Genomic DNA, 22,855 nt, shown 5'->3' with positions numbered 1-22,855 from the left:
TTTTCCCCGCTTTCCAATTCGACTATGGTCCCCGGAAAACGACTGGCAGGCTTCCGGGGGGAAGGCAGTGACACGACACGGCAGCCATATGCTGTTCCGCTTGATGTGCCGTTCGGGCGCCGGGCGCGCGATTCTGTCCGGTCCGACCGCGTCGGAGCGAATGCCGTGATCCTCGACCGCTACTTCGCCCGCCGCTTTCTGCAAAGCTTCCTGTTCATCGGCGCCGTCTTTCTGACGCTGATCATCCTGATCGACCTGATCGAACAGGTGCGGCGGTTCGAGGATGTGGGGTTGAGTTTCGGCCAGCTCATGCGCCTGACGCTGCTCAATACGCCCGCCGCCATCAGCGAAATGCTGCCGCTGCTGATGATCCTGGCCACCATCCTGCTCTTCGTCGGGCTCGCCCGCAGCTCCGAGTTGGTCGTGACCCGCGCCATCGGGCGGTCCGGCATCCGGGCGCTGGCCGCGCCGGTCTTCGTTTCGCTGGTCATCGGCGTGCTGTCCGTCGTCATGCTGAACCCGATCGTCGCCGCCACCGCCGAGGAATACCGGCGCCTGTCCGAAAGCTTCCGCGGCAACGGCGCCTCGGCCCTGTCGATCAGCGCCGAGGGCCTGTGGCTGCGGCAGGGCACCGAGTCCGGGCAGTCGGTGATCCATGCCACCGGCACCGACAACACCGGCGGCTTCGCCCTGCTGGACGTGACCATCCTGACCTATTCGAACGACGGCGTTCCCGTTCGCCAGATCGTCGCCGACACCGCCCGGCTGGGCGACCGGGTCTGGATCCTGGACAATGCCAAATCCTGGCCCCTGGCCGCCGAGGTGAACCCCGAGGCCAGCGCCGAAGAACACGCGCAACTGGAATTTCCCACCACCCTGACCCGCGACCGCATCCTGGACACGCTGGCCCAGCAGGACACCATTTCGGTCTACGACCTGCCCGACCTGATCCGCGATCTGCAACAGGCCGGATTCTCGACCAAGCAATACGAAGTCTGGCTGCATGTGCAGCTTGCCCGGCCCCTGTTCCTGATCTCGATGGTTCTGGTCGGCGCGGTCTTCACCATGCGCCACGTCCGGTTCGGCGGCACCGGCGTTGCCGTGCTGACGGCGGTGCTTCTGGGGTTCGCGCTCTATTTCGTGCGCAATTTCGCGCAGATCCTCGGCCAGAACGGCCAGCTTCCCGTGCTGCTGGCGGCCTGGGCGCCCCCGGTTGCGGCCATCCTCCTTGCGGTGGGGCTGTTGCTGCATGCGGAGGACGGCTGATGCGGCGCCTGCTTCCGGTCGTGCTGGCAGGGGCCTTGGGCCTGATGGCGGGCACGCCTGCGCTGGTGCCGCCGGCACTGGCCCAGACCGCCGAACCGTCACCCGACGCGACCGGGGATCAACCCGCGCTCCTCGTCGCCGATCAGGTCTTTGTCACCTCCGACGGCAAGCTCATCGCCGAAGGCAATGTCGAGGCGTTTCAGGACGACATCCGCCTGCAGGCCCGCAAGGTCACGTTCGACCGCAGCACCGGCCAGCTGATCGTCGAAGGGCCGATCCGCATCGACCAGGGCGGCACAGTCACGATTCTGGCCGACATGGCCGAACTGGACGACGGGATGCGCAACGGGCTGCTGACCGGCGCGCGGATGGTCTTCGACCAGCAGGTTCAGCTCGCCTCGTTGCAGATGACGCGCGCCAACGGGCGATACACGCAGCTTTACAAAACCTCCGCAACCTCCTGCCACGTCTGCGAAAACGGCAAACCCCCGCTCTGGCAGATCCGGGCGCAGAAGGTCACGCACGATCAGCTGGAGCGCCAGCTCTATTTCGAGAACGCGCAATTCCGCATCCTTGACGTGCCGGTGTTCTACTTTCCGGCCCTGCGCCTGCCCGACCCGACGCTGGAGCGCGCCACCGGATTTCTGGTGCCGTCGATAAGGATCACCTCGCAACTCGAAACCGGGGTCAGGGTTCCCTATTTCTTCAAGCTGGGCGACCACAGGGATCTGACGCTGACGCCCTACATTTCGCCGCGCACGCGCACGCTCGGCTACCGCTACCGCCAGGCCTTCCGCAACGGGCGGATCGTCATCGAAGGCGCGCATACCGACGACGACCTGCTGCCGGGCGAAAGCCGCGGCTATCTCTTCGCCAACGGCGCGTTTTCGGTCTGGAGCAACTACCAGCTCACCTTCGACCTCAAGGCCGTTTCCGACGACGCCTATCTCGTCGATTACGGCCTGCCCGATCTGGACCGCCTGCGCAGCGAAGTCGCCCTGCAGCGCATCCAGCGCGACACCGCGTTCCGCACCAGCCTGATCCATTACAAGACCCTCCGCGACAGCGAGGACCAGGACACGATCCCGTCGCGCATCTTCGATCTCAACTACGAAAAACGCCTGTTTCCCAAAACCCTCGGCGGCGAAGTTCGCCTGTCTTTCATCGGGCACGGCCACGAGCGCACCAGCACCGAGGACGTGGTGGGCCGCGACGTGGCGCGCGCGACGCTGGACGCGGAATGGCTCCGGACCTGGATCTTCTCGTCGGGTCTGCGCGCCGACTGGCGCATGGGCGCGGCCGCCGACAAGTTCCTGATCTGGGACGACAGCACCTTTCCCGGCGAGGTCGCGCGCATCACCCCGCGCGCGGCGCTGACTCTGCGCTATCCGACCAAGCAGGTCACCGCCTCGGGCGTCACCCACTTCCTCGAGCCGATCGCCCAGATCGGCTGGGCCAATGTCTCGGACAACGACGTTCCGAACGACGAAAGCCAGTTCGTGGAGTTCGATCAGGGCAACCTGCTGTCGCTGTCGCGCTTTCCCGCGCCGGATCAGCGCGAGGATGCCACCACCGCCGTCGTCGGCCTGAACTGGTCGATGTATCATCCCCTTGGCTGGCAGGCTTTCGCGACCGTCGGTCAGGTGTTTCGCGATCCGGCCGACCAGCGCTTTTCCAAGACCTCGGGTCTCAGCGGCGATTTCTCGAACGTGCTCCTGGCGGGTCAGATCAAATCCGGCTCCGGCCTGACGGTGACGGCCCGCACCTTGCTGAACAACGATCTGAACTTCTCCAAGACCGAAGTGCGCGGAAGCTGGCGCGCAAGGGGCGCCCGCCTCACCGGTACCTACACCTGGCTGGGCCGCGATCCGCAGGAAGGCCGCACCCAGGCGGTCTCCGAGGTCTGGCTCAACGGCGGCTACACCCTGAACCCGAACTGGACCACCCGGGCAAGTTTCCGGTATGACATCAACGACTCGCGCGCGATCAATGCCGGCTTCGGTTTGGCCTATCAGAACGAATGCGTAACCGTTAACTTGACCATCGACCGTCGATTCACCTCGACATCGACTATTGAGCCTTCGACGGATTTCGGGTTTAGCGTTGCGCTGACCGGCTACTCGGTGGATGGCGGAAACAAGAAATACAGACGAAGATGCAGTTGATGACGAGTAATCCGACAGGGCGCCCCCTCCGCTGGCTGAAATCGGCGCTCCCGATCCTGGCCTCGGCGGCGCTGTTCCTGACGCCGGCCGCCACCGCATCGCAAAGCCTGTTCGCACCGGCCATCAAGGTCAATCAGGATGTCGTGACCTGGTACGAGCTGGACCAGCGCATGAAATTCATGGAGACGCTGCGCATCCCCGGCGGATCCGAAAAAGAGGTGCGCGCGGCGCTGATCGACGACCGCCTGAAACAGCAGGCCATAGACGAGGCCGGAATCGACATCCCCCCCGAGGACGTGCAGGTGGGAATCGACGAATTCGCCGCCCGCGGGCAGATCCCCACGGACGAGTTTCTGCGCCTGCTGGGCGAGGCCGGCGTGGCGCCGGAAACGGTGCGCGATTTCGTCCGGATCCAGATGGCCTGGCGCGACTACATCGCGTCGCGCTTCATTTCGCGGGCGCGGCCCACGGATGACGAGATCGACCGCGCCCTCGGCCAGTCGGGCGGCGCCGGGCTGCAGGTTCTGCTGTCCGAGATCATCATTCCGGTCACGCCCCAGACCCTCGGGCAGGTCGAAGACCTGGCGCGCGAGATCGCGCAACTGGACAGCTACGAGGCGTTTTCCGCCGCGGCCACGCAGTATTCCGCCGCCGACACGCGCCTGAACGGCGGGCGGCTGGACTGGCTGCCGCTCAGCAACCTGCCGCCGGCGCTGCAACCCGTGATCCTGGCGCTCAACACCGGCGAGGTTTCCGAGCCCGTCACCCTGCCCAACGCGGTGGCCCTGTTCCAGATGCGCGGCATCCGCGAGGTGACGACCGGCGCGCCGCGCTATGCCAAGATCGACTATGCGGCCTACTACATGGCGGGCGGGCGCAGCCCCGAAACCCTGCAGGCCGCCGCCGAACTGAAACGGACCGTGGACACCTGCGACGACCTCTACGGCACCGCGCTCGGCCAGCCTGCCGAGGTGTTGGACCGCGTGTCGGCCAGCCCCTCCGAGATTCCCCGCGACATCGCGCTGGAACTGGCCCGGCTCGATCCCGGCGAGGTGTCCACGGCGCTGACGCGGAACAACGGGCAGACCCTGGTTTTCCTGATGCTGTGCGGCCGCACGCGGGATCTGGGCGAGGAAACCTCGCGCGAGGACGTCGCCAACGCCCTCACCCAGCAGCGCCTTCAGGCATTCGCCGACAGCCTGCTCGCGCAGCTTCGGGCGGATGCCGTCATCGTCGAGCAATGACCGCGGCCCCCATCGCCCTGAGTTGCGGTGAGCCCTCCGGAATCGGCCCGGAAATCGCCGCCGGGGCCTGGGACCGCCTGCGCGCCGACTGTCCCTTCGTCTGGATCGGCGACCCGCGCCACCTGCCCGACGCGACCCCGGTGGCCCGCATCGATCACCCCGCCGAAGCCGCGCGCGCCAGCGCCGACGCCCTGCCGGTGATCGACCTGCCCTTCGCCGAAGCCGCGCGCCCAGGCGCGCCCGATCCGGCCAATGCCGCGGGCGTGATCCGGGCCATCGAAACGGCGGTCGACCTGGTGAAATCCGGCGCCGCTTCGGCCCTCTGCACCGCGCCGATCCACAAGAAGGCGCTGATCGACGGCGCCGGCTTCGCCTATCCCGGCCATACCGAATTCCTCGCCGCGCTGGCGGGCCGTGGCCGGGTGGTCATGATGCTGGCCAGCGACCAGCTGCGCGTGGTGCCCGCCACCATCCACATCCCGCTGGCGGACGTGCCCGGGGCGCTCACGCCGGATCTGCTGCGCGACACCATCGAGATCACGGCGCAGGGTCTGCGCGACCGGTTCGGCATCGCCCGGCCCCGGATCGCGGTGGCGGGCCTCAACCCCCATGCCGGCGAAGGCGGCGCCATGGGGCGCGAAGAACGGGACTGGATCGCGCCGCTGCTGGCCGGCCTGCAACTCGACGGGGTCACGCTCACCGGGCCGCACCCGGCCGACACCCTGTTTCACGCCGCCGCGCGGGCGCGCTATGACGCGGTCATCGCGATGTATCACGATCAGGCGCTGATCCCGATCAAGACGCTCGATTTCGACCGCGGCGTGAACGTGACGCTGGGCCTGCCCTTCATCCGCACCTCGCCCGACCACGGCACCGCCTTCGACATCGCGGGACAAGGCATCGCCAACCCGACCAGCCTGATCGAGGCCCTGAAACTCGCCCGGCGCATGGCACAACAGGCTTGATCCTTCATCTGGCTGAAAATATCCCCGCCGGAGGCAAGAAATCTCTGGCGCATCGCCTGCCACTGGCGCCACGGTAGACGGATCATGAACGCGATCGACACCCTTCCCCCGCTGCGCGCGGTCATCGCGAAACACCGGCTTTCCGCGCGCAAGTCGCTGGGCCAGAACTTCCTTCTGGATCTGAACCTCACCGCCAAGATCGCCCGCCAGGCCGGGGACCTGACGGGCTGCGACGTGCTGGAAATCGGCCCCGGCCCCGGCGGCCTGACGCGCGGCTTGCTGGCCGAAGGCGCGCGCAGGGTGGTGGCGGTGGAAAAGGACACCCGCTGCATCGCCGCGCTTCAGGAGATCGCGGAGGCCTGTCCGGGCCGGCTCGACATCATCAACGCAGACGCACTTGACATCGACCCGCTCGCGCATCTGACCCCGCCGATCCGCATCGCCGCCAACCTGCCCTACAATGTCGGCACCGAGCTGCTGGTGCGCTGGCTGACGCCGCCCGACTGGCCGCCCTTCTGGCAGAGCCTGACGCTGATGTTCCAGCGCGAGGTGGCCGAGCGGATCGTGGCCCGACCCGGCAGCAAGGCCTACGGGCGTCTGGCCATTCTTGCACAGTGGCGCTGCGACGCGCGCATCGCCATGTCGCTGCCCCCCGGCGCCTTCACCCCGCCGCCCAAGGTGTCCAGCGCGGTGGTCCACCTGACGGCCCTGCCCGAACCGCGCTTCCCGGCCGACGCGGCGACATTGTCAAAGGTGGTCGCCGCCGCCTTCAACCAGCGGCGCAAGATGCTGCGCGCCGCGCTCAAGGGGATCGCGCCGGATATCGAGGACCGGCTGCGCGCCGCCGGCATCCCCCCCACCGACCGCGCCGAACAGGTCTCGCTCGAAGCGTTCTGCGCGCTGGCCCGCGAAGTCGCCGGATAGGTTCAGATCACCTCCGACCCGCTGCCATGATGCACCGCATCGACGATGAACCGGTCGGCGGCGGCCACCACCTCGGCGATCTCGCGGCGCTGATCCGCGCTCAGCACGCCGCCCTCCGGAGCGGCGGCAACCGCCGCCAGCGCCTTGTCCCGCGCCGCCTCGAACGCGGTGCGGCGGCCCGATTTCTCGTAGTCGTCGCGCCCCTGCCGCAGGAACACCTCCGGCTGGTGCTGATCCCGGCACAGCGCCAGCGTGTGCGTGCTGTCCAGAAAATGCCCGCCTGCGCGCACCTTGAGCATTTCGTCCCAGTTGAGGCTTTCCGCGCTGATCTCGACCGGCTGCATGAACCGCCGCACCATGGCGCCGATCTCGTCATCCAGCACCGCCTGCACCGGGCTGAACACCGTGGCGCATTCCAGCTGCCCCACTCCGCCCAGGATGTCCGCCCCCGACAGCGCGACCGTCTGCGCGATCAGCGCCCGTTCGGCCATCGACTGATGATCCGCATCCGGCGTGTCGGACCCCGACCCGTAGGTATGCGTCGGCAGGTCGAACCCGTACCGCATCAGCTGCACCGCCATCGACGCCGCCTGAATCGATTCCGGACAGGACTGCAGCGCCGATCCGGTGCGCATGTCCAGCGTGAACATCAGCGGCACCGCGATCACCGGCGTACCCGGAGCCAGGACATGCGCCACCGTCAGCATCGACAGGATCTCGGCCGCCGCCATCAGGACCAGCCCGGCCGAGGTCAGCGGCGCGGTGCCGCCCGCAGAAGGCAGCGAACAGGCATGCAGCGGCAGCCCCAGCGCCCCGGCCTGCAGGATCACCTCGGTGTCCATGTACTTGAATTCGAGCGGCGAGAACGAGCAGGTGATCACCGACGTGATCGGATGCCGGCGCAGGGCATCCTCGCCCCCCGCCGCAATCGCCGCGATCCTCAGCAGGAACTCCACGTTCTCCTTGCCATAGGGCTGCATCCAGCAATGCTTGTCGGTATGCGCCACCATCTCGGCAAAGGCATGCACGTCCGCCGTGACCTCGGGCACGCCATGCACGAAGGGATGCGCCACGAACCCGACCTGATCCAGCCCGCTGGCAACGGCCGCCATGTCGCGGACCGCCTGCAGGTCGAGATTGCGGTAGCTCGCGTCGCGCGGATCGACATATCCGTGTGCGCCGGTTCCCGTGCGCATGACGAATCCGCCATCGGCGCGCGGAAGCGCCAGGTCCAGATCCCGCCGCTTGCCGGCCAGCGTGAAGGCGCGCGGCGCGGCGGCCAGCGCCTCCTCGACCAGGGCGCGCGGGAATCGCAGCCGGTCGGCATCCCGGCCCGGCCTGGCGCCGGCGGCGATCAGCGCCTCCTGCGCGCGGGGATGGATGATGACGACGCCGTAATCGGCCAGCAGGTCGAGACTGCGCGCGCGCATCGTTTCGATCTCGGCGTCGCTCAGGAACCCGAAGCGGGTGCGCGCCAATGACACCGGCGACGCGGCAAAGGCGTTCGGGGCAACGGGCGCGGCCACGGGGGCAGAGCGGCGGCGGGTCTTGCGGGATGGGGGGCGTGTCTTGGTTTCCATAACGACATCCTGAGAATTGGGGACCAGGGGTTATGGCACACACCGATTAGGCTCACTGCCTGCCGACTTGAGCACGCTCAGGTTAGAAACACCGCCCGATTCCGTCAATTCCCGCCCGTCCGCGCCCTGGAAAACGCAAAAACGCCGCCCGCGTCCGGGGCGGCGTCGCGCAAGTCCGTGCGATGGCCTATTCGGCGGCTTCCGCAGGGCCGTCCCCGCCCTTCGGCGGGTCCGCCGGCTCGCCGGCCGCGGGTTCAACCGGCGCCGTCGGCTTGCGGGTGCGCGGGCGGCGCGCGGTCTTCTTCGGCCGCGCCTCGGACCCTCCATCCGGGCCATCGGACTTGGCCCTGGCCTTGCTTTCCGGAGTTTCGACCAGACCGGGATCGTCCCCGCCGCCGGTTTCGCTCAGGTCCAGCACGTCCGGTTGCGGCGCCTCGGCAAGGTCCGCCGCCTGCGCCGCCGCCTCGCGTTCCTGACGCTCGGCGCGCTCGCGGTCGCGTTCGGCCTGGCGCTCGCGGTTCTGCCGCTCCTGCTCCTCGCGGCGCGCCTCGATCTCGCGCTGCGCTTCGCTCAGCAGGCGCAGATAGTGCTCGGCATGCTGCTGAAAGTTCTCGGCCGCCACGCGGTCATTGCCCAGCTGGGCATCGCGCGCCAGCTGATTGTACTTGTCGATGATCTGCTGCGGCGTTCCGCGCACCTTGCCTTCGGGGCCGGAACTGTCGAACACCCGATTGACGACATTGCCGCCGGAAGGGCGGTTGCGGTTACTCTTCGCCCGCGAGCGGGATTTGGAAGATCTCATCTTGTATAACGTCAGCCTTGTACTTCGCTGTCGATCGACCCGCTCTCTACGCCGTATCTTGGCCGCTTATTGTGACGAGAAGTCGACTTTTTTGGGCTTGCTGTCGGAGGCGCGCTGACAAAGCGTCAACCTCATCGACATACCTGAGTAAACACGTCCTGCGCGGACAGACAAGGGGGGATCGCGGAAATTCGCAGCTTTTTTACAGGAACCGGCGTATTTCGGCCTCTATTTCCACATCTAGCAGGGCATTCTGGCCGCGATCACACGATCTCGCCCATCCAGATCGGGGATCGTGCGGATCTCCGCCAGCCCCGCCGCGTCGAACAAGGCGGACACGTCCGTCGCCTGCGACGGGCCGATTTCCACCAGGATGCGCCCGCCCGGCATCAGATAGTCCGGAGCGCCGGCCGCGATGCGCCGATACGCGCCCAGCCCGTCGCCCTCGTCGGTCAGCGCCAGGCGCGGCTCGTGCGCGCGCACTTCCTCGTCCAGCCGGTCCATTTCGTCCAGCGCGATATAGGGCGGATTCGACACGATCAGGTCGAACGCCGCGCCGACCCCCTCATACCAGTCCGAGCGCAGGATCTCGGCCCGCTCCTGCACCCGATGCATCACCGCATTGGCGCTGGCCTGCAGGCAGGCCGCCTCGCTCAGATCGACGCCGACACCCGTCGCACTCGGCCGTTCCGCCAGCAGCGTGACCAGGATGCAGCCCGACCCGGTGCCCAGATCCAGAACATGATCGAACGGCTCGCTCAGCGCCGCTTCGATCAGCGTTTCGGTTTCCGGCCGCGGGTCCAGCACGTCGCGGCTCACCCGGAACCGACGGCCATAGAATTCGCGTTCCCCCAGCAGGTGTGACACCGGGATGCGGATGGCCCGCAAGGACACCAGTTGCTCGTACCGTTCGGCGATCTCCGGCGACAATTCGTCCGGCGCGATCAGCGTGACCCGGCTCGCCTCGATCCTCGCGGCATGGGCCAGCAGCAGCCGCGCGTCCCGCGCCGGATCGGCCACCCCCGCCGCCCGCAGCCGCGCCGTCGCCGCCACCATGGCCTGTGCCGCCGTCTGCGTCCCGGTCATTGCGCCATCTCGGCCAAAAGCCGCGCCTGCTCGTCCGCGGTCAGCGCGTCGATCACCTCGTCCAGGTCGCCCTGCATCACCTGGTCCAGCTTGTAGAGCGTCAGGTTGATCCGGTGATCGGTCATCCGGCCCTGCGGGAAATTGTAGGTACGGATTCGTTCCGAACGGTCGCCCGAGCCGACCTGACTGGCCCGGCTGGCCGAGCGTTCGCTGTCGATCCGCTGGCGCTCCAGATCATAGAGCCGCGTCTTGAGCACCTGCATCGCGATCTCGCGGTTGCGGTGCTGCGATTTCTCGGAACTCGTCACCACGATCCCCGTCGGAACATGCGTGATCCGCACCGCCGAGTCGGTGGTGTTGACATGCTGCCCGCCCGCGCCGGAACTGCGCATCGTGTCGATGCGGAGGTCGTTCGGGTCGATCTGGATATCGACGTCCTCGGCCTCGGGCAGCACCGCTACCGTCGCCGCCGAGGTATGGATGCGCCCGCCGCTCTCGGTCTCGGGCACGCGCTGCACCCGGTGCACGCCGGATTCGTATTTCAGCCGGGCAAAGACGTTCTCGCCCTTGATATGGGCCACCACTTCCTTGATGCCGCCCAGTTCGGTCTGCTGTTCCTCGATGATCTCGAACCGCCAGCCCCGCGCCTCGGCATAGCGCTGATACATCCGCAGCAGGTCGCCCGCGAACAGCGCCGCCTCGTCGCCCCCGGTGCCGGGCCTGATTTCCAGGATCGCCGGGCGCGAATCCGCCTTGTCCCTGGGCAGCAGCGCCAGCTGCAGGCCGTGTTCGGCCTCGGGGATGCGCGCCCGCAGAACCGGGATCTCTTCCTCGGCCAGTTCCTTCATGTCCGGGTCCGACAGCATCGCCTCGGCCTCGGCCAGATCGGCCTTCAGCTGCCGCCACGCGGCGATCTGCTCGACCACCGGCTTCAGCTCGGAATATTCCCGCGCCAGCGCCGCAATCTCCCCGCCGGAGGCGCCATCGGCCATGGCGGCTTCCAGGTACTGAAATCTCTGCGTGATCTGTTCCAGACGTTCTTCGGGGACCATTGCGGCGGTGTCTATTATCCTGAGACATTGGTCAAGGCCCCAAGCCGTGCTAAACTCGGGTCATGAGACGCATAATTGTGATCCTGGCCCTGCTGGCCGGCCCCGCCTGGGCGGATGTCATCGGACCGGGCGGCAAGGTACAGGACTGCTACTGCACCGACGCCAAGGGCAGCCGTATCGAGCTGGGCGAAACCGTCTGCCTGCAGGTGGACGGGCGCATGTTCATGGCGCAATGCCAGATGTCGCTGAACGTGCCGATGTGGCGCGAGATTTCCGAAGGCTGCCTATCCTCCCGCCTGGACCCGCCGCAGCCACGCCTCGACCCGCTTCCGGTTCACCCCAAGATCTGATTTCCCGAACCGCGAACGGGCCAGAACGCGCAGCGTGCCGCCGTCCTGCCGGGCGGTCGTGTAGTCCGGAAAGCCGAACACCCGGCTGCGCGTGACATAGGTGATCGTGCCCTCCTCCACCGATCCGGCCAGAACCCTGGTGCGCGGCGTATTGCGCGCCTCCGCGTCCAGCCGCGCCAACCCGTCCGGCCCGGTCTCGACCACGCGCAGCGCGCCGGTCGCAAAGGTCTTGTCGTCGTCCCCCGCCGGCGCCACATGCCAGCGCGCGGGGTCCGAGGGCGCAAGGCGGACATAGCCCGCCCCAAGCGCGATCAGCGCCACAACGATCCAGAAAAGGGTCATCTTCGATACCATGTCCGTTCCCCTGCGATCCTAACCCGGTGCGGCGGGCGGGCAACCCGACCGGCCCGCGCCTAGCGCGACGTCACCCCCGGCAGGACGCAGATCAGCTCATAGAGCAGGTTGGCCGCGGTCAGCGCGGTATTGCCCGACGGATCGTAGGGCGGCGACACCTCGACCAGATCGCACCCGACGATGTCGAGCCCCTTCAGCGCCTGGATCAGCTCCAGCGCCTGCGGCGTGGTCAGCCCGCCGATTTCGGGCGTGCCGGTGCCCGGCGCAAAGGCGGGGTCCAGACTGTCGATGTCAAAGCTCACGTAAACCGGCCGGTCCCCGATCTCGCGGCGGATCTCGCCGCCCAGCGGCGCCAGGCTGCGGTGCCACAGATCCCAGGCCGGAAAATGCTGAAACCCCCAGCCCTGCGCCTCGGTGAAATCGGTCGCCGCATAGCCCGAGCCGCGGATGCCGATCTGATAGACCCGCTCGGGCACGATCAACCCTTCTTCGAAGGCGCGGCGGAACACGGTGCCATGGGTCTCGCGCTCGCCGAACATCTCGTCATTCACGTCGGCATGGGCGTCCACATGCACCAGCGCCACCGGGCCGTGTTTCGCGGCGACCGCCCGCAGGATCGGCAGGGTGATCGAATGATCGCCCCCCATCGCCACCGGGATCACCCCCTGCGCCAGAATCCCGTCATAGCTCGCCTTGATGATCTTCAGGCTCTCGGCCAGTGAAAAGGTGTTCACCGCCAGATCGCCGATATCCGCGATCTGCAGGCTGTCGAACGGCGCCGCGCCGGTGGCCATGTTGTAGGGCCGGATCATCGCGCTTTCGGCGCGGATCTGCTTGGGGCCGAACCGGGTGCCCGACCGCCACGAGGTGCCGATGTCCATCGGCACGCCCAGCACCGCCACGTCCAGCCCCGCCAGCGTGTCGGCCTGCGGCAGCCGCATGAAGGTGTTCGGCCCGGAAAACCGCGCCAGGTCGTTGCCGCTGATCGGCTGGTTGAACCCGGTCATGTCAGCTTGTTCCACCCCAGCAGGCAGATGATCTGGGTCGCCACATGCGCCCCCGCGATCGCCGTCGCGCCGGACGTGTCGAAGGGCGGCGACACCTCGACCACGTCGCCGCCCTTGATGTTGATGCCGGCGATGTCGCGCAGGATGATCGCCGCCTGGATCGAGCTCAGCCCGCCCCAGACCGGCGTGCCGGTGCCCGGCGCAAAGGCCGGGTCCAGCCCGTCGATGTCGAAACTCAGATACACCGGATTGTCGCCCAGTATGCCCTTGATCTTCCGCGCCACCGCCGCCGGTCCCGCCTCGCAGACCTCGCGCGCGTCGATGATGTTGACGCCCAGCGTGTCCTCGTTGGTGGTGCGGATGCCGACCTGGACCGAACGCTGCGGATCGACCAACCCCGATTTCACCGCCTTGTAGAACATGGTGCCGTGATCGACGCGCGCCATGTCGTCATCTGCCCAGGTGTCGGTATGGGCATCGAACTGCAACAGCGACATCGGCCCGTATTTCTCGGCATAGGCCTTGAGGATCGGAAAGCTGATGTAGTGGTCGCCCCCCAGCGTGACCGAGGCCACGTCCGCCGCCAGAATGGTGCGGATGTGGTCGGTCAGCGTGTCGGGAAAGGCGGGGATGTTGGCATAGTCATAGGCCATGTCGCCATAGTCGATGATCGCCAGCTCGCTCAGCGCATCGAACGGCCAGCCATAGGGCGCATCCGGCGACTGCAGGGCGCTGGCCTCGCGGATCGCGCGCGGGCCCAGCCTCGTGCCTGGCCGGTTCGTCACCGCCTGGTCGAAGGGCACGCCCGTCACCGCGATATCGACCCCGGACAGATCCTTGGTGTAGAGCCGCCGCAGAAACGACGTCGCCCCGCCAAAGGTGTTCTCATAGGACAGCCCCTTGAGCTGCGGATTGGTGAACGCCTCGTCCACCTGTGTCTTTGCATCTTCCAGTGCCATGCGTGATGATCCTTGCCTTGGTTCCCGGCGGGATGGCGACGCGGGCGCCGCGTCAAGCCACCGGCAGCGCCCGTTCCACGATCTTCGCGAAAAAGGACGCCCCCACCGGCGCGATCTCGTCGTTGAAATCGTATTTGGGATGATGCAGCCCGGCGCTGTCGCCCTGCCCGAGGAACAGATAGGCGCCGGGCCGCGCCTGCAGCATGTACGAGAAATCCTCGGCCCCCATCTCGCGCCCGACCTCGCCGCTCACGCGGCCGTCGCCGGCCACCTCGCGCGCGACCTCGACCGCAAAACCGGTGCGGTCGGGATCGTTGATCGTGGCCGGATACCCGATCTCATAGACCAGCTCCGCCTCGACCCCGTACGAGGCCGCCTGCCCCTGCACGATCTGCTCCATCCGCTCCATCACCATCTTCTGCACCGCCGGATCGAATGTGCGCACGGTACCGTTCAGATAGGCGGTGTCGGGGATCACGTTGTCCACCGTGCCGGCATGGATCTGCGTGACCGAGATGACCAGATCGTCCAGCGCATAGTGGTTGCGGCTGACGATGGTCTGGATCGCCTGCGCGATGCCGCAGGCCGCCATCACCGGGTCGCGGGTCTCGTGCGGCATTGCTCCGTGACCGCCCGTGCCCTGGACGTGGATGTGGAATGTGTCCACCGCCGCCATGATCGGTCCGGGCGTGGTGTAGAACGATCCGGGCGGGTTGCCGGGGGCGTTGTGCAGCGCATAGACCTCGGTAATGCCGAACCGGTCCATCATGCCCTCGTCCACCATGAGGCCCGCGCCGCCGCCCGCCTCTTCCGCCGGCTGAAAGATCAGCGCCGCCCGGCCAGCGAAATTCCGCGTCTCGGCCAGATAGCGTGCCGCGCCCAGCAGCATCGCGGTGTGGCCGTCATGGCCGCAGGCATGCATCCGGCCGGGGTTTTTGGAAGCATAGTCAACGCCCGTCGCCTCGGCGATCGGCAGCGCATCCATGTCGGCCCGCAGGCCGATGGTCGGCCCCTCACCGCGGCCGTTGACGATGGCGACCAGCCCGGTCCTTGCGATCCCCTCGTGCAATTCGTCCACTCCGAACGCGCGCAGCCGCTCGGCCACGAAGGCCGCGGTTTCGGGACAGTCCAGGCCGAGTTCCGGTATGGAATGCAGATGCCTGCGCCAGTCCGTCATGTCGGCGGCAAACTCTGCAATGCGGTTCACGACGGGCATATGGGGTGGACTCCTGATCCAAGCTGCGGGATGGATGCATCTGACACCGGAACGAGGGGCTTCGCAATGCCAGAAAATCCGCTGATCCACGACCAGAACGCCGGAATCGAGCGCCTGCTTGAAATCATGCGCCGCCTGCGCGACCCGGACACCGGCTGCCCGTGGGATATCGAGCAGGATTTCGCCACCATCGCCCCCTACACCATCGAAGAAGCCTATGAAGTGGCCGACGCCATCGAGCGCCAGGCCTGGGACGAGCTCAAGGGCGAGTTGGGCGATCTGCTGTTCCAGTCGGTGTTTCACGCCCGGATGGCCGAGGAAGCCGGCCATTTCACCTTTCAGGACGTGGTGCGCGCCATGTCCGACAAGATGGTGGCCCGCCACCCGCATGTCTTCGGGGATGAAAACCGCGACAAGTCCGCCGAGCAGCAGACCCGCGACTGGGAGGCGATCAAGGCCGCCGAACGCCAAGGCAAGGCCCAGCAGGGCGCGCTGGACGGCGTGGCCGCGAACCTGCCCGCCCTGCTGCGCGCCTACAAGCTGCAGAAACGCGCCGCGCGGGTGGGCTTCGACTGGCCCGATGCCAGCCACGTGCTGGCCAAGATCGCCGAAGAGGCGGCGGAACTGGAGCAGGCGCGCGACGCCAGGGATGCCGACGCGCTCGAGGATGAGTTCGGCGACCTGCTCTTCGTGATCGTCAACCTGGGCCGGCATCTGGGCATCGAGCCCGAGACCGCCCTGCGCCGCACCAACGCCAAGTTCACCCGCCGCTTCGGCAAGGTCGAGGCGCGCCTGGCCGAGCGCGGCAAGACCCCGCAGCAAAGCACGCTCGAGGAAATGGACGCGCTGTGGGACGCGGTGAAACACGAGGAACACGCCGCAAACGGCAAACTCCCGCGCGCCGACGCCCGAAACCACCCGCAGGCGGAAAAAACCGGCTAGACAAGCCCCGCCGCCCTTGCGAGGGTCCGGCCCTTGAACACGCGGAAGGATGTCATGAGCGCGCGCAAGATCATCATCGATACCGACCCCGGCCAGGACGACGCCGTTGCGATCCTGCTGGCGCTGGCCAGCCCCGACGAGATCGAGGTGCTGGGCATCACCGCGGTTGCCGGCAACGTGCCGCTGGCGCTCACGGCCAGGAACGCCCGCATCGTCTGCGAACTGGCGGGCCGCACCGACATCCCTGTTCATGCCGGCTGCGACACGCCGCTGTCGCGCAAGCTCACCACCGCCGAACATGTGCACGGCAAGACCGGCCTCGACGGCCCGGACCTGCCCGACCCGACGATGCCGCTGGCCGAAGGCCACGGCGTCGATTTCATCATCGACACCCTGCGCGCGCATGATCCCGGCACCGTCACGCTCTGCCCGCTGGGGCCGCTCACCAACATCGCCACAGCCTTCCAGAAGGCCCCCGACATCGTGAGCCGCGTACAGGAAATCGTGCTGATGGGCGGGGCCTATTTCCAGGTGGGCAACATCACACCGACCGCCGAATTCAACATCTATGTCGACCCGGAAGCCGCTGAAATCGTGTTCAAATCCGGCATCCCGATCGTGGTGATGCCGCTCGACGTGACCCACAAGGCGCTGGTCACGAAACCCCGCAACGACGCCTTCCGCGCGCTCGGCACCAGGGTCGGCGTCGCCGTGGCCGAGATGACCGATTTCTTCGAACGCTTCGACAAGGAGAAATACGGCTCCGAAGGCGCGCCGCTGCATGATCCCTGCGTCACCGCCTATCTGATCCGCCCCGAGCTGTTCTCGGGCCGCCACGTCAATGTCGAGATCGAAACGCAGTCCGAACTGACCCGCGGCATGACCGTCGCCGACTGGTGGGGCGTCACCGACCGCAGGCCCAACGCCACCTTCATGGGCGATCTGGATGCCGACGGGTATTTCGCCCTGCTCACCGAACGGCTGGCCCGGCTATGAGCGCCGCGCTCCGCCTCGCCCGCCCCGACGATCTCGACCGGCTGATGGCGCTGGTCTCGGCCTTTCACGCCGAACAGGGCCTGACCGGTCCCGACGAGGACCGGCGCGAGGCGCTTGTTCCCCTGCTCGACGGTATCCCCCACGGCTGCGTCTATCTGATCGGCCCGTCCCGCGCGCCGCTGGGCTACATCATCATCACCTTCGGATGGTCGGTGGAATTCGGCGGCATGGACGGGTTCGTGGACGAAATCTACATCCGCCCCGCCGTGCGCGGGCGCGGCATCGCGACCGAGGTTCTGCTGGAACTGCCCAAGGCGCTGGCCGGCGCCGGGCTGAAGGCGCTGCACCTGGAAGTGGACCGCGACAACGAACCGGCCCAGCGGCTCTACAACCGCACCGGTTTTCGCGCCCGCGACCGCTACATGCTGATGTCGCGCAACCTCTGACGCTCACAGCGCCTTGCCGAAGAACATCAGATGCTCGGCCAGATCGGCGTCGGGCTCGTAGAACGGGTCGGTGTCCTGGAATCCCAGCTTGCGGTACAGCGCGATCGCCTCGGTCAGGCGCGTCGTGGTGTCCAGCACCATGCGCGCATGACCGTCGCGTCGGGCCTGATCCATCGCCGCCTCGAACAGCGCCCGGCCGGCCCCGTGCCCGCGCGCCGCGTCCGACACGAAGACGCGCTTGATCTCGCAGGTGCCGGGCGCGATCCGGTGGGTCATCGCGCAGCCGACCCGCTCCTGCCCGAGCCTGGCGACGAACAGCGCGCCGTGCGGACGGCCGTGGATTTCCGGCAGGCGCCGCAACAGGTCTTCGAACCGCGCTGCGTTGTAGTACCGGTCCAGAAAGGCCGGCACATCCGGCCAGCGTTCATCCAGCAGCGCCCGGTAGTCGCGGCACAATTGCCGGATCGCGACCAGATCCGCCGCGCCCTCGGCCAGCGTGACGGTCAGGCCGCCGCTACCCATGCGCCGCCACCCGCCGGGCGAGATCGACGAAATCCGCCGCCACAAAGTCCCAGTCGCCATCGGGCGCCAGATCGGCGGTCTGTCCCGGCCCATGCTCGGTCGGGCGCGGCACAAAGGCCGTCCGCAGCCCCGCCCGGCGCGCCGCGTGCAGATCGCCGTTATGCGCCGCCACCATCGCCACCTGCCCCGGCGGCAGCCGCAGCGCCGCGCAACAGGCCAGATAGACCGCGGGCTTGGGCTTGTAATCCCGCGCCAGATCGGCCCCCAGAATGCAGTCCCAGGGCAGCCCCGCATACCGCGCCAGCCGCGTCATCAGCGCGATCGAGCCGTTGGAACAGGGCGCGATGATCCGGTCGCGTTTCAGCAGATGCAGCCCCTCGACCACGTCCGGCCAGGGGTCCAGCCGTTCCCAGGCCGCGTTCAGCGCCTGCGGATCGGCCAGCCGAACCCCCAGCGCCCGGCACACGGCCGTCAGATTCTCCAGATGCAGATCGTCCAGCGGAACATAGCCCCGGTCGCCCGCCCGCACCCGCGCCATCGCCGGATCGTATTCCGCCCGCCAGGCGTCGGCAAAGGCCAGCGCATCCACCTGCGGCAGAACCTCGGCCACCGCGCGCGCGACCGAATTGCGCCAGTCCACGCAGGTGCCGAACACGTCAAAGATCAGGGCCTGAACCATCGCCTCGCCGGTTGCCGAGATGCCGCCCGGCCAAGCTATCGCGATTCCGGTGGCAGGCCAAAGGCTTTGGCCTGCCCGTCCGTTGCTCAGCGCAGGATCGACCGCCCGGCATATTCCGCGGTCTCGCCCAGCGCCTCTTCGATCCGGATCAGCTGGTTGTATTTCGCCAGCCGGTCCGACCGCGCCAGCGAGCCGGTCTTGATCTGACCGCAATTGGTCGCCACGGCCAGATCGGCGATGGTTGCGTCCTCGGTCTCGCCCGAGCGATGGCTCATCACGTTGGTGTAGCGCGCCCGATGCGCCATATCGACGGCGCGCAGGGTCTCGGTCAACGACCCGATCTGGTTCACCTTGACCAGCATCGAGTTGGCGCAGCCCTTCTCGATCCCCTCGGCCAGACGCGCCGGGTTGGTCACGAACAGGTCGTCGCCCACCAGCTGCACCTTGCCGCCCAACTCGTCGGTCAGCGCCTTCCAGCCGTCCCAGTCATCCTCGGACATGCCGTCCTCGATCGAGATGATCGGGTAATCCTTCACCAGCGCCGCCAGATAGGCCACGTTTTCGTCGCTGCTCAGGGTTTTTCCTTCTCCGGCAAGTACATATTTGCAGTCCTTGAAGTATTCCGTCGCCGCGCAATCCAGCGCCAGATAGATGTCCTCCCCCGGCTTGTACCCCGCCTTTTCGATGGATTTCAGAATGAAATCCAGCGCCTCGCGGGTCGAGGCGATGTTGGGCGCAAACCCGCCCTCGTCGCCCACGCCGGTGGCCAGCCCCGCGCCGTGCAGCTCTTTCTTGAGGGTGTGGAACACCTCGGCCCCCATGCGCACCGCATCGCGGATGTTGGGCGCCGAGACCGGCATGATCATGAATTCCTGGATGTCGATCGGATTGTCGGCGTGCTCGCCGCCGTTGATGATGTTCATCATCGGCACCGGCAGAACCCGCGCCGAAGTGCCGCCGACATAGCGATAGAGCGGCTGGGTGGTGAAATCCGCCGCCGCCTTGGCCACCGCCAGCGACACGCCCAGGATCGCGTTGGCGCCCAGACGCCCCTTGTTCTCGGTGCCGTCCAGCTCGATCATCGCGCCGTCGATGGCCACCTGCTCGGTCGCGTCGTACCCCACCAGTTCCTCGGCGATCTCGCCGTTGACGGCGGCCACCGCCTCGAGCACGCCTTTGCCCAGGTACCGGTCTTGGTCGCCGTCGCGCTTCTCCACCGCCTCATAGGCCCCGGTCGAGGCGCCCGAGGGCACCGCCGCACGGCCCATGGTGCCGTCTTCCAGGATCACGTCGACCTCGACCGTGGGATTGCCCCGGCTGTCGAGAATCTCACGCGCGTGAATGTCGATGATGGTGCTCATGAAATCTGTCCCTGACGATGCGTTGAGTTGCCAGCGTCATAGCAGGACGGATCGAATTGTAAACCGCACCCGTTATCGCTAACGCCCGCAAAAGCGACGGTTTAGGGCTAACATCTTCCTGTTTGCGCCAACACCTTCGCAGCCCGCCCCGGGCTGGGACAGCACGCCGCATCTCAGGCCGCGGCCGCCGCCAGATCCCGCGCCAGCCGCCGCTCGCGTACGAAGGTATAAAGCCCCGATCCGATGATCAGCGACGCCCCGGCCAGGGTCCACAGATCCGGCCGCTCGCCAAAGACCAGCATCCCCGCCAGGATCGAGAACACCAGCCGCGTGTACCGGAACGGCGTCACCGCCGAGGCCTCGCCCACCCGCATCGCGGTCACGATGCCATAATACCCCAGCACCCCGAACACCACCGCCCCGGCGTAAGGCCCGATCTCGGCCGTCTGCAGCGGCGCGACCGGCTCGGCCGTGACGACCATCAGCGCCGCCCCGGCAAAGACCAGCGCCAGATAGGCCTGCGACGCCACCACCACCGACGACACCTTGTGGTCGATCACCCGCGTGATCAGATCGCGCGCGGCAATCGCGATCACGGTGGCCACCACGAACAGCGACTCGGGCTGAAACCCCTCGAAACCCGGCCGGATGATCATCAGCACCCCGGCCAGCCCGACAAAGATCGCGCTCCAGCGCCGCCAACCCACCTGTTCGCCCATGAACAGCGCCGCCCCCATGGTGATGACCAGCGGCAGCGCCTGGAACACGGCGGCGACGGTGGACAGCTCGACCAGCGACAGCGCGGTGATGAAGCTCAGCGCCCCGACCGCCTCGGTCGCCGCCCGAATCATCGGCAGCCGACCCCATGCCTCGGGCAGAAAGATGCGCTTGCGGCCCAGAACGGCCATGACCAGGAAGGCCAGCGAACAGAACCCGCCCAGCACGACCATGATCTGCCCGGTCGAGACCGTCACCGACAGTTGCTTGATGAACATGTCCTCAAGCGTGAAGGCCGCCATCGAGGCGACGATCAGCAGAATGCCGTTTACGTTGTTCATGCGCGTTTCCGTGTCAGCCGGCCAGATCCGCCGGGGTTGCGGCCACTCAAACCGCAGCGCCGCGGCGGCGGCAAGCCCATTTGCGCCACCGGCGATGAATTGATGTTGGACGGCCCATCGCGCTTCGTGATGGGCCGGCGCCGGGAACCGCCTTCACGACAAGGTGAATGATCCTGCCCGCCCCCCGGCGCGTATCGCCGTCAGAAAGGGGATGCCATGAAACACCTGATCCTGACCGCCGCCCTGCTCGCGCCCGTCGCGGCACAGGCCGGTTACGCAAAGCTCTACGACGTGATCCCGCTCACCGGCGGCGCGTTCGAGGTGATCGCCACCCAGGGCCCCGCCTCGGGCGACTACTGGTGCGGCGCGGCGCAATACGCCATCGCGGATCTCGGCAAACGGTCCAACACGCGCATCTACGTCATCCGCGGCCGCGGCGACAGCACGGCCCGCCCGGACAAGCGCGCGGTGCTGTTCGCCTTCGATCCGCCCAGCGGCGGCCCGGTTCAAAGCCAGGGGATTTCGGTCGATCTGGTCGGCAACACCATGACCGCGGCGCAGGCGCAGACCTTCTGCTTCGACCGAACGATCAAGGACTAGCGCTTGCGGATCGGAACGCCGTACAGTTCCAGACGGTGCCCGCGCAGCTCATAGCCCAGCTTGGCGGCGATCTTTTCCTGCAGCACCTCGATCTCGGGATCGACGAACTCGATCACCTCGCCCGAGTTGAGATCGATCAGATGGTCGTGATGGTCCCGCTCGGCGTCCTCGTACCGCGCGCGGCCGTCCCCGAATTCCAGCCGTTCCAGAATCCCCGCCTCTTCGAACAGCTTCACGGTCCGGTACACCGTGGCGATGGAAATGCCGGAATCCAGCGCCGAGGCGCGGGCATAGAGTTCCTCCACATCCGGATGATCGTCGCTTTCCTCCAGCACGCGGGCGATGGTCCGGCGCTGTCCGGTCATGCGCAGCCCCTTGGCCTCGCATCGGGCGATGATCGTGTCCGACATGGCGACTCCCATCCGTGGTTGAAGTCCTGTCATAATACGTCCGCGCCGGCATCGCCACAGGGTTTTGCCGCCCCCGCGCGCCGGTTTCGGGCAGGATCACCGGGCCGGCCGCAGATCGGCCCAGACCGGCAGATGGTCCGAGGCGATATGCGCCGGCCGCTCGGACCAGACCCCATGCGCCTGCGCCTCCAGCCCCGGCCCCAGCGCGATCCGGTCCAGCGCGCCCAAGGGCTGCGCCGCCGGAAAGCTGGGCAGTGGCGGCAGAAACTGCATGTCCGGCGCCAGGTGGTCCAGGATCGGCTGGCGCGACCATTCGTTGAAATCGCCTGCCCAGACCGTCGGCATCCTGTCCAGCCTGCGGCTGTCCTTGCGCATGTGCACCACCTGCTGGTGCCGCCAGCGCGCCACCAGCCCCAGATGCATCCCCATCACCCGCAGCGGGCCGATCGCGGTTTCGAACTCCACCCGCACCGCCCCGCGCGGCTCCAGCCCCGGCAGGTCGTGATGCCCGGTTCCGCGCACCGCGATGCTGTCGCCCCGCCAGATCACCGCGTTCCCGTGCCAGCCGAGGCTGCCCGCGCCGCCCAGATCGGCGATCCGCCAGCCCGCTTCCTCCAGCATGAAATGCGGCAGCGCCGCCGGGCGCGGCGGCAGGCGCTTGTCGGCCTCCTGCAGCACGACGATATCCGCCTCCAGCGTGTCCAGCACCTGGATGATGCGCTGCGGCTGCCGCCGCAGGTCAAGGCCGATGCATTTCTGAATGTTGTAGCTGGCCAGGCGCAGCAGGGCGGTTCGTGTCATGGTCTCGCGGCAAGATGGCTGAACCCCTAGATTGCCACGCCGGAAGCATTGCGCAACCCCCCTGATCGCC

At 67.4% G+C, this 22,855-nt stretch carries 24 protein-coding genes; 10 read left to right on the top strand and 14 right to left on the bottom strand.

Going from position 1 to position 22,855, the window contains the following annotated elements; all coding sequences use genetic code 11:
• Positions 1 to 165 precede the first annotated feature (165 nt).
• From lptG to rsmA, 5 genes are all read left to right on the top strand, one after another.
• Complete coding sequence (gene lptG / locus AC2FNJ_RS01460; RefSeq protein WP_496761823.1) at positions 166 to 1,266, top strand: LPS export ABC transporter permease LptG; 1,101 nt, start codon at positions 166 to 168, stop codon at positions 1,264 to 1,266.
• Positions 1,266 to 3,431: an LPS-assembly protein LptD gene (locus AC2FNJ_RS01455; RefSeq protein WP_496761821.1), complete on the top strand. Its 2,166-nt coding sequence runs from the start codon at positions 1,266 to 1,268 to the stop codon at positions 3,429 to 3,431. Before lptG ends, AC2FNJ_RS01455 begins: the two co-directional genes overlap by 1 nt.
• Positions 3,431 to 4,675 carry a peptidylprolyl isomerase gene (locus AC2FNJ_RS01450; RefSeq protein ID WP_496761820.1) on the top strand — a complete coding sequence of 415 codons (1,245 nt, stop codon included), beginning with the start codon at positions 3,431 to 3,433 and terminating at the stop codon, positions 4,673 to 4,675. The genes AC2FNJ_RS01455 and AC2FNJ_RS01450 overlap by 1 nt, the downstream gene beginning before the upstream one ends.
• Entirely contained in the window at positions 4,672 to 5,640 is a 969-nt protein-coding gene (pdxA, locus tag AC2FNJ_RS01445; protein WP_496761819.1) for a 4-hydroxythreonine-4-phosphate dehydrogenase PdxA, read from the top strand. Before AC2FNJ_RS01450 ends, pdxA begins: the two co-directional genes overlap by 4 nt.
• 84 nt (positions 5,641 to 5,724) lie before the next feature.
• Entirely contained in the window at positions 5,725 to 6,564 is an 840-nt protein-coding gene (gene rsmA, locus AC2FNJ_RS01440) for a 16S rRNA (adenine(1518)-N(6)/adenine(1519)-N(6))-dimethyltransferase RsmA (protein ID WP_496761817.1), read from the top strand.
• Between the two features lie 2 nt (positions 6,565 to 6,566).
• Here rsmA and AC2FNJ_RS01435 read toward each other — a convergent pair whose 3' ends face one another.
• The 4 genes from AC2FNJ_RS01435 to prfA form a co-directional block, all read right to left on the bottom strand.
• Positions 6,567 to 8,144: a trimethylamine methyltransferase family protein gene (locus AC2FNJ_RS01435; protein ID WP_496761815.1), complete on the bottom strand. Its 1,578-nt coding sequence runs from the start codon at positions 8,142 to 8,144 to the stop codon at positions 6,567 to 6,569.
• A gap of 187 nt (positions 8,145 to 8,331) precedes the next feature.
• Complete coding sequence (locus tag AC2FNJ_RS01430) at positions 8,332 to 8,946, bottom strand: DUF4167 domain-containing protein (protein WP_496761814.1); 615 nt, start codon at positions 8,944 to 8,946, stop codon at positions 8,332 to 8,334.
• A gap of 240 nt (positions 8,947 to 9,186) precedes the next feature.
• Positions 9,187 to 10,032 (bottom strand): peptide chain release factor N(5)-glutamine methyltransferase, encoded by an 846-nt coding sequence (gene prmC / locus AC2FNJ_RS01425; RefSeq protein WP_496761813.1) that lies wholly within the window; start codon positions 10,030 to 10,032, stop codon positions 9,187 to 9,189.
• Positions 10,029 to 11,084: a peptide chain release factor 1 gene (gene prfA / locus AC2FNJ_RS01420; RefSeq protein ID WP_496761811.1), complete on the bottom strand. Its 1,056-nt coding sequence runs from the start codon at positions 11,082 to 11,084 to the stop codon at positions 10,029 to 10,031. The genes prmC and prfA overlap by 4 nt, the downstream gene beginning before the upstream one ends.
• Positions 11,085 to 11,146: 62 nt before the next feature.
• Between prfA and AC2FNJ_RS01415 the strand changes: the two genes are divergently transcribed.
• Positions 11,147 to 11,434: a hypothetical protein gene (locus tag AC2FNJ_RS01415; RefSeq protein ID WP_496761810.1), complete on the top strand. Its 288-nt coding sequence runs from the start codon at positions 11,147 to 11,149 to the stop codon at positions 11,432 to 11,434.
• Here AC2FNJ_RS01415 and AC2FNJ_RS01410 read toward each other — a convergent pair.
• The 4 genes from AC2FNJ_RS01410 to AC2FNJ_RS01395 are packed head-to-tail and all read right to left on the bottom strand — an operon-like array spanning position 11,369 to position 14,970.
• Positions 11,369 to 11,788 carry a DUF1499 domain-containing protein gene (locus AC2FNJ_RS01410; RefSeq protein ID WP_496761808.1) on the bottom strand — a complete coding sequence of 140 codons (420 nt, stop codon included), beginning with the start codon at positions 11,786 to 11,788 and terminating at the stop codon, positions 11,369 to 11,371. The two genes, AC2FNJ_RS01415 and AC2FNJ_RS01410, sit on opposite strands and share 66 nt — an antisense overlap.
• A gap of 59 nt (positions 11,789 to 11,847) precedes the next feature.
• The gene (gene speB / locus AC2FNJ_RS01405) at positions 11,848 to 12,795 is read right to left on the bottom strand and encodes an agmatinase (RefSeq protein WP_496761807.1); all 948 of its coding nucleotides are present in this window, start codon (positions 12,793 to 12,795) and stop codon (positions 11,848 to 11,850) included.
• Positions 12,792 to 13,754, bottom strand: coding sequence for an agmatinase (gene speB, locus AC2FNJ_RS01400; RefSeq protein WP_496761806.1), 963 nt, complete (start codon positions 13,752 to 13,754; stop codon positions 12,792 to 12,794). Before speB (AC2FNJ_RS01400) ends, speB (AC2FNJ_RS01405) begins: the two co-directional genes overlap by 4 nt.
• A gap of 52 nt (positions 13,755 to 13,806) precedes the next feature.
• Positions 13,807 to 14,970 carry a M20 aminoacylase family protein gene (locus AC2FNJ_RS01395; protein WP_496761804.1) on the bottom strand — a complete coding sequence of 388 codons (1,164 nt, stop codon included), beginning with the start codon at positions 14,968 to 14,970 and terminating at the stop codon, positions 13,807 to 13,809.
• Positions 14,971 to 15,036: 66 nt separating this feature from the next.
• Here AC2FNJ_RS01395 and mazG point away from each other — a divergent pair, with 66 nt between their 5' ends.
• The 3 genes from mazG to AC2FNJ_RS01380 are packed head-to-tail and all read left to right on the top strand — an operon-like array spanning position 15,037 to position 17,354.
• Positions 15,037 to 15,912, top strand: a complete 876-nt coding sequence (mazG, locus tag AC2FNJ_RS01390) for a nucleoside triphosphate pyrophosphohydrolase (RefSeq protein ID WP_496761803.1) — start codon at positions 15,037 to 15,039, stop codon at positions 15,910 to 15,912.
• A gap of 54 nt (positions 15,913 to 15,966) precedes the next feature.
• On the top strand, positions 15,967 to 16,908 hold the full coding sequence (locus AC2FNJ_RS01385) for a nucleoside hydrolase (RefSeq protein WP_496761802.1): 942 nt from the start codon (positions 15,967 to 15,969) through the stop codon (positions 16,906 to 16,908).
• Positions 16,905 to 17,354, top strand: coding sequence for a GNAT family N-acetyltransferase (locus AC2FNJ_RS01380; RefSeq protein ID WP_496761800.1), 450 nt, complete (start codon positions 16,905 to 16,907; stop codon positions 17,352 to 17,354). The genes AC2FNJ_RS01385 and AC2FNJ_RS01380 overlap by 4 nt, the downstream gene beginning before the upstream one ends.
• 3 nt (positions 17,355 to 17,357) lie before the next feature.
• Here the strand turns inward: AC2FNJ_RS01380 and AC2FNJ_RS01375 are convergent, their stop codons facing one another.
• The 4 genes from AC2FNJ_RS01375 to AC2FNJ_RS01360 all read right to left on the bottom strand — a co-directional run bounded on the left by AC2FNJ_RS01375 (position 17,358) and on the right by AC2FNJ_RS01360 (position 20,974).
• On the bottom strand, positions 17,358 to 17,876 hold the full coding sequence (locus AC2FNJ_RS01375; RefSeq protein WP_496761799.1) for a GNAT family N-acetyltransferase: 519 nt from the start codon (positions 17,874 to 17,876) through the stop codon (positions 17,358 to 17,360).
• On the bottom strand, positions 17,869 to 18,555 hold the full coding sequence (locus AC2FNJ_RS01370) for a haloacid dehalogenase type II (protein ID WP_496761796.1): 687 nt from the start codon (positions 18,553 to 18,555) through the stop codon (positions 17,869 to 17,871). The genes AC2FNJ_RS01375 and AC2FNJ_RS01370 overlap by 8 nt, the downstream gene beginning before the upstream one ends.
• A gap of 86 nt (positions 18,556 to 18,641) precedes the next feature.
• Positions 18,642 to 19,916 (bottom strand): phosphopyruvate hydratase, encoded by a 1,275-nt coding sequence (eno, locus tag AC2FNJ_RS01365; protein WP_496761794.1) that lies wholly within the window; start codon positions 19,914 to 19,916, stop codon positions 18,642 to 18,644.
• 173 nt (positions 19,917 to 20,089) lie between these two features.
• Positions 20,090 to 20,974, bottom strand: coding sequence for a DMT family transporter (locus AC2FNJ_RS01360; RefSeq protein WP_496761792.1), 885 nt, complete (start codon positions 20,972 to 20,974; stop codon positions 20,090 to 20,092).
• 216 nt (positions 20,975 to 21,190) lie between these two features.
• Between AC2FNJ_RS01360 and AC2FNJ_RS01355 the strand changes: the two genes are divergently transcribed.
• Positions 21,191 to 21,574 (top strand): hypothetical protein, encoded by a 384-nt coding sequence (locus tag AC2FNJ_RS01355; RefSeq protein WP_496761790.1) that lies wholly within the window; start codon positions 21,191 to 21,193, stop codon positions 21,572 to 21,574.
• On the opposite strand, the gene AC2FNJ_RS01350 is transcribed toward AC2FNJ_RS01355, so the two are convergent.
• Together AC2FNJ_RS01350 and AC2FNJ_RS01345 are read right to left on the bottom strand one after the other, a co-directional pair.
• On the bottom strand, positions 21,571 to 21,984 hold the full coding sequence (locus AC2FNJ_RS01350; RefSeq protein WP_496761789.1) for a Fur family transcriptional regulator: 414 nt from the start codon (positions 21,982 to 21,984) through the stop codon (positions 21,571 to 21,573). The genes AC2FNJ_RS01355 and AC2FNJ_RS01350 overlap by 4 nt on opposite strands.
• 96 nt (positions 21,985 to 22,080) lie before the next feature.
• Positions 22,081 to 22,785: an endonuclease/exonuclease/phosphatase family protein gene (locus AC2FNJ_RS01345; protein ID WP_496761787.1), complete on the bottom strand. Its 705-nt coding sequence runs from the start codon at positions 22,783 to 22,785 to the stop codon at positions 22,081 to 22,083.
• Positions 22,786 to 22,855 lie beyond the last annotated feature (70 nt).

This window comes from Ruegeria sp. BHSB196, assembly GCF_059613135.1.
This window is presented reverse-complemented; position numbering and strand designations above follow the sequence as displayed.